Raw genomic sequence first — 14,276 nt, 5'->3', positions numbered from 1 at the left:
AACTATTAACCAATGACTACTAATTAGTCTAGGATGCAAAAACCGGGTTTTTCTAGGACAAAACATCGTTACACCCATCCGCGCCAGTAGAAAAATCCAGTAGAAAAACCCGGTTTATTCAGTTTTTGTGGGTAAGCCTTGCTAAGCTCAAATCTTTGATAATACTATTTCAATAAAAGTCTTGGTACTATCCTCAATCTTATACAAATTATTAAAAATAGCAGATTTCAGAGCCGGACACGGCAGTGCCGTTTCCCTACAGACGATCGGGTAAAATCTCTCGGTAGGCACTACTTTTCAGAATTGGTATAACTATATTTTTCCGGCGACTGTAAGTCGCGACTACACTTGCTTGGAGTCTGCCTCTGCACACTCAAGGAAAAGAGGAATATTGTACTTGGATCTGGTATCATAGCTAATGACTAATGACTAATGACTGCTGACTATTGACTACTGACTAAATTATGCAATTTATCGATCGAGCAGATATTCAAGTCGCAGCCGGCAAAGGCGGCGACGGTATGGTAGCTTTTCGCAGAGAAAAGTATGTACCGGCGGGCGGCCCCAGCGGCGGCACCGGCGGGCGGGGCGGTTCTGTGTTTATGGTGGCGGTGGAAAGCCTGCAAACGCTGCTGGATTTTCAGTACAACCGGATTTTTAAAGCCGATGACGGGAAGCGCGGCGCGCCCAAGAATATGACTGGGGCTTCTGGGGACGATCGCACGATCGAAGTTCCCTGCGGTACAGTAGTTTACGACGCGGAAACTCAGGCAATCTTAGCAGATTTAGTAACGCCCGGACAGACTTTTTGCGTAGCTAAAGGCGGCAAAGGCGGTTTGGGAAACAAGTGTTTTCTGACCAATTCCAACCGCGCTCCCGATTATGCGATGCCGGGAAAAGAAGGAGAACACAAATTTTTGCGTTTGGAATTGAAGCTATTAGCTGAAGTGGGAATTCTCGGGATGCCGAATGCGGGCAAATCGACGTTAATTTCAGCTTTGTCTGCGGCTCGCCCCAAAATAGCAGATTATCCGTTTACAACTTTAGTCCCGAATTTGGGTGTAGTCAGAAAACCGACTGGCGACGGTACGGTGTTTGCAGATATTCCGGGATTGATTGAAGGAGCGCACGAAGGTGCTGGTTTGGGTTACGAGTTTTTGCGGCACATTGAGCGGACTCGGTTGTTGCTGCATTTGATTGATATTACGGATGAAGATCCGATCGCCAATTATGTCACAATTCAGGAAGAATTAAAGGCTTACAGGCGCGGTTTAGCCGATCGACCGCAGATTTTGGCTTTTAATAAGGTAGATGCGATCGACCTCGAAAGCGAAGAAATCGGTAATTTAACCAGCCGACTCAGAGAAATTAGCGGCGCTCCGATTTTGTTGATTTCGGCTGTGAGTCGAGTTGGGTTGGATGAATTGATGCAGCAAGTTTGGCAAAAACTCGACGAGATGAACGAGAAAGAGGCTGAGGAACTGTTAGCAGTCGCGAGTGTTTAATTGCTTACCGGTTCGTGGAATTTCCGTGAATGGGTAGGTGTTTTTTTGAGGGGGTCAAATCTTTCGGCTGTATGGCTGGTGTGGCAAGGGTTTGAGCCTCTCTGCTTGAAAAATCGATTCACGGAAACGCTGCAATTCTTGCTGAGTATGGCTTTCGTGGTTGTTGCATTTTTTGTCTCTTGACAGGGCGGTGGCTGAAATGATATTTTGTAGATGGTTCACGGAACAGTACCTTGAAAACTAAATACAGTAAGGCTTCTGACACGGGCGGCCGCAATTAACCTAAATCCCTATCAGGGATTGAAACTTACTCTTCTATCTTTGGATATCACTTTGAGGCGGCCGCAATTAACCTAAATCCCTATCAGGGATTGAAACGCGACCCTTTCCCGCGACTCCCCCTTTTTAAGGGCCGCAATTAACCTAAATCCCTATCAGGGATTGAAACAGTACGTGGAACTCACTTTTATCATGAATGAACTAGGCCGCAATTAACCTAAATCCCTATCAGGGATTGAAACTCTCATATGGAGTTGTATATAATAGCAGTATTGTTCAAGCCGCAATTAACCTAAATCCCTATCAGGGATTGAAACCAGATTGTAGACGTGCTTACTTTTTCTGTAGCCTATAGCCGCAATTAACCTAAATCCCTATCAGGGATTGAAACCTTGTCAGAAAGTTCCTTGGCAAACTCTCTTTGAGATAACCCTAGCCGCAATTAACCTAAATCCCTATCAGGGATTGAAACATAGCTTCAGCCTGTGGTGCTATTCTGAGCTTCCGCCGCAATTAACCTAAATCCCTATCAGGGATTGAAACCATCTGCTGCACAAAAGTATCAATCAGCCAGTCGAGCCGCAATTAACCTAAATCCCTATCAGGGATTGAAACTGCTAAACTTTTGGGGCGTGTGTTGTTCATGGTATGCCGCAATTAACCTAAATCCCTATCAGGGATTGAAACTGAGGACTTTTTCTTCAAGTGCCGCTGATTGCTTTTGCCGCAATTAACCTAAATCCCTATCAGGGATTGAAACTAATCCTAAGTTTACTATTGAAAAGATTTAGTAAGCCGCAATTAACCTAAATCCCTATCAGGGATTGAAACACCAAAACAGTTGCTCGACTAGCAAACTCAGAAGAGTAGCGATTGAGCCGCAATTAACCTAAATCCCTATCAGGGATTGAAACTAAACTTTTCGTGCGAACCTGATGCTAACTTGAGCCGCAATTAACCTAAATCCCTATCAGGGATTGAAACGCGGCAAAAACTCAACTTAGACATAATTAAGTATGTTTTGCCGCAATTAACCTAAATCCCTATCAGGGATTGAAACGCTGACCTGCAAGCCTTGCTGATTGGTGGTTTGGGCCGCAATTAACCTAAATCCCTATCAGGGATTGAAACTCTGCCGATCGTGCGTGAAGTGCGATCGGCTCCGTTGCCGCAATTAACCTAAATCCCTATCAGGGATTGAAACCAAGTTCCTTTGCCTGCGCGTGGAGGGCCGCTTATGCCGCAATTAACCTAAATCCCTATCAGGGATTGAAACTTGATAACACATAACAAATCATTATCATCTAAAGCCGCAATTAACCTAAATCCCTATCAGGGATTGAAACTTTGCCTTATGAAATTACAGAAGAAGGTTTATTAGTGCCGCAATTAACCTAAATCCCTATCAGGGATTGAAACAATACTACCACTATTACTCCAGACTTAGACATAAGTGATAAGCCGCAATTAACCTAAATCCCTATCAGGGATTGAAACACTTTTTCTTGATTTTGAGTAGCTACAGGTGAGGATACGCCGCAATTAACCTAAATCCCTATCAGGGATTGAAACAAATGACGGCATTATATCCCCATTATTTTCTAACCAATCTAGCCGCAATTAACCTAAATCCCTATCAGGGATTGAAACTTTCTCAGTCAGTATAGATCACTTTTAAGTAACGCCGCAATTAACCTAAATCCCTATCAGGGATTGAAACATGAATTAGCTATGTAGTGCATCGGAGTACCTGTTTGAGCCGCAATTAACCTAAATCCCTATCAGGGATTGAAACTAGCTTCTCCAATATCTACAGTAAAAGCTTTATCAGGCCGCAATTAACCTAAATCCCTATCAGGGATTGAAACCCAAATTTCAAGGAGCGGCGGGATTTTTTCTTTCTCGTGCCGCAATTAACCTAAATCCCTATCAGGGATTGAAACGCATATAGGCATCGTGCGGATGCTGGCGAAATTGCCGCAATTAACCTAAATCCCTATCAGGGATTGAAACTCACTCAGGCCCTCAATTTTCCCAGCCGTTCCTCAAGCCGCAATTAACCTAAATCCCTATCAGGGATTGAAACAGATTTTTCAAGAATTGCTTAGCTAAGTTCAACAGCCGAGCCGCAATTAACCTAAATCCCTATCAGGGATTGAAACTTGACAGTAGCCAACTGCTGTCAGTGGGGTGTAAGGCCGCAATTAACCTAAATCCCTATCAGGGATTGAAACGGGTGTTGGAGTAAGCAGCCCTCCTAGATATCCAGCCGCAATTAACCTAAATCCCTATCAGGGATTGAAACGGTTCAAAGTAACGATTTATCACAACCTCGCCCGGCCGCAATTAACCTAAATCCCTATCAGGGATTGAAACGAATCCGCTTCCCTGTCTATCCAGTGGTTAGCCCACAAAGCCGCAATTAACCTAAATCCCTATCAGGGATTGAAACGCGAGTTCACTTTTTGATATAGTGAGTCCAAAACTGATGCCGCAATTAACCTAAATCCCTATCAGGGATTGAAACATAGAGCAAATGCTCAGCAACATCTCCACAGCTTGCCGCAATTAACCTAAATCCCTATCAGGGATTGAAACCAAATTCTTTGGGGTTGGAAAAATCTTGGTAACAGAGCCGCAATTAACCTAAATCCCTATCAGGGATTGAAACATTTTTTTCAGTTCAGTATAAACTCGTAGTCTTTGCCGCAATTAACCTAAATCCCTATCAGGGATTGAAACCAATCGCTGCGTGGTATTTATTCCCAGTTCTCGGCACTTATGCCGCAATTAACCTAAATCCCTATCAGGGATTGAAACTCTCAAGTTTTGGAAGCTTCTCAAGATAGGGTATTTGAGCCGCAATTAACCTAAATCCCTATCAGGGATTGAAACCAGTAATACCATAAAGCCACTCGGCAGATTCTGGATAGCCGCAATTAACCTAAATCCCTATCAGGGATTGAAACCCCCATCTAAGAAATATTAGAAAAAATCTGACTTTCGCCGCAATTAACCTAAATCCCTATCAGGGATTGAAACGAAAAGTTGGACATTGCCAACAAAGCAACGGCTCAATTTTTAAGCCGCAATTAACCTAAATCCCTATCAGGGATTGAAACGGGCTGTATATTTATCTAGTTGCTAATAACCGAGAGAGCCGCAATTAACCTAAATCCCTATCAGGGATTGAAACCAGGACTGACAAGAAGGAGCATATAAACCCATTTCATGCCGCAATTAACCTAAATCCCTATCAGGGATTGAAACAGCGCGTGTACTTCGATTGGCTGGTCGCCTTCAAGGGGCCGCAATTAACCTAAATCCCTATCAGGGATTGAAACGGATACTCGTGGCAGGATTCTAGTTTCTTAAATTAAGCCGCAATTAACCTAAATCCCTATCAGGGATTGAAACTTAGATGATTCAGATGATGAGCTAGTCACTGATGCGCCGCAATTAACCTAAATCCCTATCAGGGATTGAAACCCCCCAGTGAGAGATAAGATTGCCTCAACTCCCGCCGCAATTAACCTAAATCCCTATCAGGGATTGAAACCTGTTGTTGCTCATCAGGCTTATTTATTTCATGGCCGCAATTAACCTAAATCCCTATCAGGGATTGAAACCAGCTCTTGTGGTCGCCCCCCGGCCGCGACTTGCCCCGGAAAAACCCTAGCCGCAATTAACCTAAATCCCTATCAGGGATTGAAACCAACCGATCTATTTCGGTTAAATCTTTTATCCCGCCGGCCGCAATTAACCTAAATCCCTATCAGGGATTGAAACGTGATAATTTGTAGCATGATAGGAAAGTAAAGCATGGCAGCCGCAATTAACCTAAATCCCTATCAGGGATTGAAACCTTCTCTTTTGCCCATATCATTGCTGACTCTAAGGCCGCAATTAACCTAAATCCCTATCAGGGATTGAAACCTGTGACAGACTCAGTAGTAGGGACATCGATCAGCCGCAATTAACCTAAATCCCTATCAGGGATTGAAACAAGATACTCCCTTGATACTAGGGGATACTTTATTTAAAGCCGCAATTAACCTAAATCCCTATCAGGGATTGAAACGAGTTAGGAAGGTTCATCTGATTATGCTCCAAGTATTAGGGCCGCAATTAACCTAAATCCCTATCAGGGATTGAAACCTTCTTTTTGTTGATAACACCAAATACATTAGGCGCCGCAATTAACCTAAATCCCTATCAGGGATTGAAACGTTTATTAGCATTTGACCAGGAAAGGTATTCTAGCGCCGCAATTAACCTAAATCCCTATCAGGGATTGAAACAAAGGCTTGTCTCAATAGTTCAACTTGCCCCCAATTGAGCCGCAATTAACCTAAATCCCTATCAGGGATTGAAACCAATAGTAGCTGAGACAGTATGAGTGGCATAGTATTGCCGCAATTAACCTAAATCCCTATCAGGGATTGAAACCTAACAACTATACCTTCTACTATCCAATTATCCTGCCGCAATTAACCTAAATCCCTATCAGGGATTGAAACTTCAATAACTGCAAAGTTGGGCTTGATTTCTTGGATTGCCGCAATTAACCTAAATCCCTATCAGGGATTGAAACTGTTCGCTTGTTGCGGGTGCGTCGGCGGTCGGTGTTTGCCGCAATTAACCTAAATCCCTATCAGGGATTGAAACATCTGTGGGGAGCCCCGGAAAAAAACCTCCACTGCCGCAATTAACCTAAATCCCTATCAGGGATTGAAACGTTGCTCCCCAAAGAGGTAGCGTAGGGCAACGATAGCCGCAATTAACCTAAATCCCTATCAGGGATTGAAACAGCAGCCCACCCCGATCAAACAGATTGCATTTGCGCCGCAATTAACCTAAATCCCTATCAGGGATTGAAACTATCTTCTTAGTGGGAGATTATCACGGCAATAGCTGCCGCAATTAACCTAAATCCCTATCAGGGATTGAAACTAAGTAATACTCTGCTGTCTTTAAGTAGCTTCGTTGCCGCAATTAACCTAAATCCCTATCAGGGATTGAAACGTTGGCGCTTAGCTACTACGATAATGTCATCATCTAAAGCCGCAATTAACCTAAATCCCTATCAGGGATTGAAACCATCCACTTGAGGCGCAACATTCCGATTGGCTTGACTCGTGTCTCTAGTTTTTCTGCTCTTTTTATCTCTGGCTCATCATAGTTCTTTTGTCCTGATTATGGGATGTTTGATTTCACCCTTTTTTAATTCGCTAACAGTCTCTTTCAAATCGCCGGGATCTCAACTTCGTGAAAGCCGCATCACCAACAGGCTTTCCGGCCTGTTCCACAAAGAGTAAACCCGGACTTGTTATCAATATCAGAATAACCAGCAATCAAAATAACCAGCGGGCGGCGAATCGTCATGCAAAATTTGAGCTTGGTCTAAATTAGGTATAGCTTCCGCCAATTCTGTACCTAATTTTACTTCCTGTGCTCTGTCTGTTAATGGAAATGAAAATTGATGGCCATCTTGCAAATATTTTGCTCTGGAAACAATCTCATCTTTCTCTAAAATAGCGCTGTTGCTACCAATTAAAACGCTGTTAATGTCCTTCCACGGACAGAGGCAAACCTGAGAAAACACGCTTTGGAAAGTCTTGATTTTTTCCGCATAAAACTCATCTCTTTGCAGCAGATTTACAAGCACAACTCCCTCGCTTGACAAGCGTTTTTCGCAAAGTTCATAAAATTCTTTGGTGGCCAGCCGGTGGGGAAAGTATCCGTTGCCAAAAAATACGTCCGTCATGATGATATCGTACTTAATATCGGGATTTTGCTGTTCTAGATATTCTCTCCCATCTTCGATTGCCACTGTGATTCTGCCGTCGAACTGCACTCCAAAACACTGTGTAGCTGCTTCGATCGCGATCGGATCGACATCCGCACATTCTATAACAGTTTCCGGCAAATAGTGGTGTAAAACTAAGGGAATTCTGCCGCCGCCAAAACCAGCAATGTAGATTCTTTGAGGTTGGCTTTGCCACACCAAACCCAACATCATTGCCTGAGTATATTCAGACACTAGATGTAAAGGATTTTGGAAATTGCAAACAGATTGCAGTAAATCTGTATGCAAATTAACTTTTTCTACTAAAGATAGGTTAATTTGGTATTTGTCTTTTCTGACTGCAACATAGTGAACTCCCGCATCTTTGCAAAAAATGATTCCATCCGGCTGTTGTTGCAGCCAAGCAAGCCGCTGCCCAATTGCGCCGAGATTAATAGCTTGCCAATTTTTGTAATCGTCAATCATATGATACCAAATCCGGCTTATTTCTTAATGCCCCTCTGCTGGGACTTCGTTTGTGTAGTAGCGGTTTCAATCGCCGAGGGCTAAAGATATAACTAGAGAAATTAAGTTGATTGCAGCCGCTTGTACGCCACCAATTCCAACCCAGAAATTGAAATTTCCACTTTTTCCCAATCTTGCTTGTCACCTTCCAACTGTTCAAATGCCGCTGAGGTGAGCAAAATTTCTCCCCGTTCCGCCAAATCTTCTCCCAGCTTGGATGCCAGATTAAATTCCGATCCGTACATATCCTCTCCTTCCAGCATCAAAACATCGCCGCAGCCAATACCAATGCAGAGGTAAATATCCATCTCCGGCGGCAGTGTCGTGTTGACAGCCGCCGTTTGCTTCAAAGAGTCGATCGCAGCTTCCACAGTTGATTTAACATTTGGAAAAACTGCAAAAATATTGTCTGCTTCCTCCTTAACTACAGTGCCGCCGCATTCTGAAATTATCGGTTTGACAATTCCGTGCATCCGGTGAATCATTGCCAAAAAATGAATGATTCCGTAGCGGAGAGTCGTGCGCGAAAATCCCGACATATCCATTACTAAAATTGCGTAACTTTGGCGAAAAGTTGCATCTATCTTCTCATCAATTTCCGCCATTCTTTCGGGATGTTCGTTTCTTTCTTGCAGTAACTTTTCCAAGTAAGCGCGGTTATTTGTTTTCATTTTAGTTTAATTAAATTCCCAATCGCGACACAGTTTTTGAGGGCGGCCAGCCGGATGCACCGCACAATTGATGCCGTCCTTGCCGTAATAATAATCGCAGACTTTACAAGGTTGAGTTTGCTCTAATTTTTTCATCAAAATTGCCCGGATTGTCTGGACTCGGTTTCGATACTTGTTGGCATTGGAGTGACTCGGTTCAATTGCCAAAGCTTGGTTGAAAGCTGCTAAGCTGGAATCGTACAATTTAATAATTTGGGCGCTGTATTTTGTCCAAGCATCGGCACGGCTTTGATACAGTTCGACTGTACTTAAGTTTAAGATCCCGTATTCTGTCCAAGCGTCCGCTGAAGCTCGATCGAACTTAATATTGGCATTGAGCAAAACTTTTTGGATCGTTGCCAAAAGTTCCCTTGGCTGCCAAGGTTTGCTAACATAAGCCTCGGCGCGATCGATCGCCCTAGACAATAAACCTAACTGCTGTCCCTTTCCTGTTAAAAATACGACTGGTATATTCCTAGTTTCGGGATTAGCTTTAATTAAACGGCAAACACCGTAGCCGTCTAGACGGGGCATTATGATATCTAATAATACTAAATCCGGGTAATTTCTCTCAATTTTATCCAGCGCTTCCACACCGTCAGATGCCTGAATTACATTCAATCCGCTGCAACTCAACTGATGTGAAATGCACTCCCGCTGGCTGCGGGAATCTTCCACCACTAAAACTGTACTCATCACTCCCCACCTGGTTTCTGAGGTAAACTTGTTCGCTGCTTCGAGTTGCCCTTGCTGAAATCAGTTTACCCGCATTGGATGAATTTGCTATCACTGGCGAGCTAAATTTACTAAAATTGCAACAAATCTTAAACTGCGAGCGAAGGCAATACTTATCAGGAAATGCTGGTTGCTAATACGCGGACAATTATTCGATGTTTGGGTGGCAAATATTCGGCTCTTAAGCCTTAATAACGGCAAATCGTACTGATGTCGGACGAAAACTTTGTTGAATTGCAACAGATAATCCGCTACTGTATACGTTGAAGTTTTTAAGGAGGACAAATAAACCTCTTGCAAAAATCCTTTTAATCAAATTCTGGAACGGGCTCTCCGGCCCATTCCACAAGAAAAAAAATTTTGTGGGATGGGCCGGAGAGCCCGTCCTAGTTATTTTTGCAAGAGGACAAATGAATAAATTGCTCCTCACACTACTGGTAAGTCCGACGCTGTTTGGATCTGTGATGTCTTTGAGGGCGATCGCAAATCCCGATCGAATTGGCGAAACACCAGGCCAACCGGCTGATTCGCCCAACTGCGTGCGATCGCCCGGAGCTATTTTTGCGCGATCGCCCAAACTACTAAGGGAAAATCCGGCTCGTTTGCTAGCGAATGAATCGAGGGATTGTAAATCTCCCACCTCGCAAAGTTTGCCATTACACAAGCTCGGTTTCCCCACGCTCCTGTTTGAATGCGTTCCAAATTAAAACCGCATTCAGCAAGCAAGTATTTGATGCCAGTTTCTGTCCAGCGAGAGCAGTCTGTAGGATAATTGTGAATGCGAATTAAAAATGGTGTGGTTATTAAAAAATAACCGTCGCTGTCCAGCATTTTGTATATATTTTTTCCAGCGCGGTAAGGCCAAAGCAGGTGTTCAAATATCTGCTCTGCAATTATCAAATCAAAGGTTTCGTCGAGGCAATACTCGCAAATATCAAAATCTGGATATTTCAGCGATTTATAGCTTTTGAAAGACTCCCAATTCCCCCAACTGTCGCCGGAGATTTCTAAGGCTTTCAATTGACTGGGCTGCAAGCTTTTAACGATTCTGCGCGTTTCGCGGTTCATTACGACTCGACACCAATCTTCGTTAATAGCAAGCACTAAATACCATATAGCGGTTCTCAGAAAGATGAGGTACGTAGTTGGGCTTGGGCCCTCTTAGTTTAGTGGTTATATAAGCTGTCAGTCATACCTCATCTTTTTGATAAAAGCTATATATTCTCCTTTTTGCGGAACGATCGCACTTGTTGACTACAATAACCTATTCACCTTAAGACGGCTTCACTCCCAACAGATGAGCAGTCGATCGCACCCGCCGGCAAAATTAAATGTATAATATTAACCAATACGGTTCACTTAAGAGAGATCCCCCCTAACCCCCCTTAAAAAGGGGGGAACAAGAAAGCTCTCAAAGTCCCCCTTCTTAAGGGGGATTTAGGGGGATCTCCGGGGCATAAATAGTGTTAAGTGAACCGTATTGTAATATTAACGAAGTAAACCGCTACTCGAAATCATGTCCGCAAACACCGCGCTACCCGCAGCCCTAGCTAAAATCGTCCAGCGCTTTCAGCGACACTCCGACCCGAAACAGCGCTACGAACAACTGCTGTGGTACGCTAAGAGACTCCCAGCATTTCCCGAAAGCGATAAATTGCCTGAAAACAAAGTTTCTGGCTGCGTGTCGCAAGTTTATATTACTGCCAATTTAGCCGACGGAAAAGTTTCGTTTCAAGGCGATTCAGACGCTCAGTTAGTCAAAGGATTAGTTGGCTTGCTCGTGGAAGGTTTGAGCGGATTGACGCCAGCCGAAATTGTTAGCGTCACCCCAGATTTCATTCAAGATACGGGATTGAATGTGAGCCTGACACCCTCCCGCGCTAACGGATTTTACAACATCTTTCAAATGATGAGAAACAAGGCACTTGCTTGCGAATTGAGCGAGCAAGCCGAAGCAAATTAACAGGATAAATATCTATGACTCAAACTACAGATTTAACAAAATCTAATTCTAGCAACTATCCCGCCGCAGTTCAAGAATATCTCTGGAACTGGAAAGCCACGCAAATCAAAGTTATTTACGAAACCAGAGGAAAGGGAAATTCTGTATTGTTGCTGCCGGCATTCAGTACGGTTTCGACGCGAGAAGAAATGCGTCCTTTAGCAGAATTGTTAGCTCCCCAATTTCAAGTTGTGAGCTTAGATTGGCCGGGTTTCGGCGAATCGTCGCGCCCGCGCACCGACTACCAACCGCAATTATACCATCAATTTCTCAAGGATTTTGTTGAGTCAATTTTTAAGAGTCCTGTTGCTGTAGTTGCGGCCGGTCACGCGGCGGGTTATGCGATGCAATTAGCGCAGTCAAAGCCCAATGTTTGGTCAAAGATTGTGTTAGCTGCGCCGACTTGGCGCGGGCCTTTGCCGACGATGAGCAAACAGCAAAGCGGGTGGCACGGAATGGTGAGAGAATTAGTGCGATCGCCCTTTTTAGGTCAATTCCTTTACAAACTGAATACTGCGCCCTCATTCCTCAGTTTGATGTACCGCCGCCACGTCTACGCCGATGCTGCAAAAGTCACGCCCGATTTCATCCAAAGCAAATGGCAAGTTACGCAAAAACCAGGTGCTCGGTACGGTTCCGCCGCTTTTGTGACTGGTGGTTTAGATCCGGCAAAAGTGCGATCGGAATTTACAGATAAATTCCAACACTTAGCAGTACCGGTGATGGTTGTAATTGCTGAAAATGCGCCGCCAAAATCAAAGGCTGAAATGGAAGCATTAACGGAATTACCGGGTGTTGAATCGCGAGTTATTCCCGGTTCTTTGGGTATGCACGAAGAAAATGCAGAAGCTTTAGCAAATGCGATTAAATCTTTTTTATAAATTGCTTAAAATTTCCACTTCTCCAGTCCGCGCAGGCGGACTTTGTTTGTGTAGCCCCGAATTCTATTCGGCGGCTTACTATTCGGCGGTTTACATCATCAGAATAACAGCGGTATTTTGGCTAGTTTTCTCTTCCTTTTCTTTGCCAGTGTATGCTGTGGGAGACCAACCGTTTGCTAACTCACAAGAGAGTATTATTGAAGGTGCGATCGACTTTCACATTCATTCTTCTCCTGATGTGATTCCCCGCAGATTAGACGATTTTGAGGTAGCGAAATTAGCTGCTAGCGCGAAGATGAAAGCTGTTGTATTGAAAAATCATTATGCCAGTACAGCAGCGCGGGCCGTTCTAGTTAATAAAATAGTACCGCAAATCGAAGTTTTCGGAGGAATTGTTCTCAATCATTCTGTAGGCGGAATTAATCCCGATGCTGTAGAAGCAATGCACCGCATCGGCGGCAAATACGGTAAAGTAGTGTGGCTGCCAACAGTTGATGCCGAGCATCATTTAAAGGTTTTTCACAAGTCGGGAATTGGGATTAAAGTCGCAGAAAATGGCAAGATTCTACCGGAAACTGAAGCGGTACTCAAGATAATAGCTAGAGAAAATTTGGTGCTGGAAACCGGGCATATTTCCTCAGAAGAAGTTATGGCCGTTGTCCGACAAGCCAACCTTCTCAACATTAAAAACATCCTGATCACCCACGCAATGGCCGATGTACCCGGTTTGTCTTTAAAAAATATGCAAACAGCCGCCGCAATGGGAGCTTTTCTAGAATTAGCATTTGTCAACGATTTGATGGGAGAAAATGCCGCTGACGAAGGACATAGAAACTGGCATCATGTTTCGATGGAGCGGATGGCGGCTGCTATCAAATTAATAGGAGCCGAGCATTTTGTTCTGAGTACAGATTTGGGCAGAAAACCAGATCCTTTACCAGCGGAAGGTTACGAGTTATTTGTCAAAAAATTGATGAATGAAGGCATTTCTCAGTTGGAAATTGATTTAATGATGAAAGAAAATCCGGCTAGATTATTAGGAATTCAGAATTAGGCATCGGGCATCGGGCATCGGGCATCGGGTATTAGGCATTGGGCATTGCTAATTGGTAGTAAATAACTAATAGGGAGCATCCCGGTTTTGCAAAAGCCTCAAATGGCCAAGAGATCGTTGAGGTAACCACAACGAAGTTTTAGCATTTGATTGACATTTTTTTTCAACCATTGAGCTCCCGAAATTTTCAACCTTCTATCTATTTGTTTGACCGTCGATTCCACGGCTCCCGAGCCTATGGAACAAATCTTGTCTGATGATAATTGCTCATAGTTAACAATTCGAGAGCGATGCTTTTCTAGATACTTGCAAAAGTTTTTGGCGGTTTTTTTGCGACAATATTTAAATAGACTTAGCGTAGGTTCGACCCGACCTTGCCACAAAAATTCCTTGGCTTTGGCTAAAGATTTTAATGACCCTCCCACTTTATATAAATTTTCCATTAAATGATACCAATCTAAAATTTCACGTCTGGTTTTACCAGGATTTAACTGGCTCATAATATTCCATATTCCCTCATGTCCATCACCCAAACAAGTTAATATATCGGCTAATGGCTGATGGTTTATATAGTTAATTAATGCTTCATTCTCTTGATAAAAAGCCCCATAATAACTTTCGTGTAACCGCACGGCCTTATAATCTTGCCAATGAGAGCCTTCGCCCAACTTCCCTCTCAGACGGACTTTCCCTCCATCTATGCTTGTTTCTTTGACCTCAATTTTGGCTATCGGTTCTGACCATTCTTGTTTTTCTACCAATCGATGTAAACAAGTGTGTCCAATTTTTACTCCTGT

The 14,276-nt window shown here is 43.6% G+C and carries 10 protein-coding genes and 1 CRISPR repeat array; of the genes, 4 read left to right on the top strand and 6 right to left on the bottom strand.

The window, feature by feature from the left end:
- Positions 1-464: 464 nt before the first annotated feature.
- Positions 465-1,505 carry a GTPase ObgE gene (gene obgE / locus QUB70_RS01645; protein ID WP_332978001.1) on the top strand — a complete coding sequence of 347 codons (1,041 nt, stop codon included), beginning with the start codon at positions 465-467 and terminating at the stop codon, positions 1,503-1,505.
- 270 nt (positions 1,506-1,775) lie between these two features.
- Positions 1,776-6,884: direct repeats of the CRISPR family, unit length 37 nt; unit sequence GCCGCAATTAACCTAAATCCCTATCAGGGATTGAAAC.
- Positions 6,885-7,122: 238 nt separating this feature from the next.
- Here the strand turns inward: obgE and QUB70_RS01640 are convergent.
- The 5 genes from QUB70_RS01640 to QUB70_RS01620 form a co-directional block, all read right to left on the bottom strand.
- Complete coding sequence (locus tag QUB70_RS01640) at positions 7,123-8,058, bottom strand: spermidine synthase (RefSeq protein ID WP_332978000.1); 936 nt, start codon at positions 8,056-8,058, stop codon at positions 7,123-7,125.
- Positions 8,059-8,159: 101 nt separating this feature from the next.
- Positions 8,160-8,768 carry an adenylate/guanylate cyclase domain-containing protein gene (locus QUB70_RS01635; protein WP_332977999.1) on the bottom strand — a complete coding sequence of 203 codons (609 nt, stop codon included), beginning with the start codon at positions 8,766-8,768 and terminating at the stop codon, positions 8,160-8,162.
- Between the two features lie 6 nt (positions 8,769-8,774).
- Positions 8,775-9,503, bottom strand: coding sequence for a response regulator (locus tag QUB70_RS01630; protein ID WP_332977998.1), 729 nt, complete (start codon positions 9,501-9,503; stop codon positions 8,775-8,777).
- A 220-nt stretch (positions 9,504-9,723) separates the two neighbouring features.
- Positions 9,724-10,119: a hypothetical protein gene (locus tag QUB70_RS01625; protein WP_332977997.1), complete on the bottom strand. Its 396-nt coding sequence runs from the start codon at positions 10,117-10,119 to the stop codon at positions 9,724-9,726.
- The gene (locus QUB70_RS01620) at positions 10,098-10,610 is read right to left on the bottom strand and encodes a methyltransferase domain-containing protein (protein WP_332977996.1); all 513 of its coding nucleotides are present in this window, start codon (positions 10,608-10,610) and stop codon (positions 10,098-10,100) included. Before QUB70_RS01620 ends, QUB70_RS01625 begins: the two co-directional genes overlap by 22 nt.
- Positions 10,611-11,058: 448 nt before the next feature.
- Here QUB70_RS01620 and QUB70_RS01615 point away from each other — a divergent pair, with 448 nt between their 5' ends.
- Genes QUB70_RS01615 through QUB70_RS01605 form a run of 3 tightly spaced genes read left to right on the top strand, consistent with a single transcriptional unit; the run spans position 11,059 to position 13,479 of the window.
- On the top strand, positions 11,059-11,505 hold the full coding sequence (locus tag QUB70_RS01615; protein WP_332977995.1) for a SufE family protein: 447 nt from the start codon (positions 11,059-11,061) through the stop codon (positions 11,503-11,505).
- Between the two features lie 14 nt (positions 11,506-11,519).
- Positions 11,520-12,425, top strand: coding sequence for an alpha/beta fold hydrolase (locus tag QUB70_RS01610; protein WP_332977994.1), 906 nt, complete (start codon positions 11,520-11,522; stop codon positions 12,423-12,425).
- Positions 12,403-13,479 (top strand): DUF6282 family protein, encoded by a 1,077-nt coding sequence (locus QUB70_RS01605; protein WP_332977993.1) that lies wholly within the window; start codon positions 12,403-12,405, stop codon positions 13,477-13,479. The genes QUB70_RS01610 and QUB70_RS01605 overlap by 23 nt, the downstream gene beginning before the upstream one ends.
- Positions 13,480-13,577: 98 nt before the next feature.
- On the opposite strand, the gene QUB70_RS01600 is transcribed toward QUB70_RS01605, so the two are convergent.
- On the bottom strand, positions 13,578-14,276 hold a 699-nt coding region (locus tag QUB70_RS01600), incomplete at its 5' end, for an ISKra4 family transposase (RefSeq protein ID WP_332977992.1).

The sequence above is a fragment of the Microcoleus sp. A003_D6 genome, from assembly GCF_036702825.1.
In the GTDB taxonomy this organism is placed as follows: domain Bacteria; phylum Cyanobacteriota; class Cyanobacteriia; order Cyanobacteriales; family Microcoleaceae; genus Microcoleus.
This window is presented reverse-complemented; position numbering and strand designations above follow the sequence as displayed.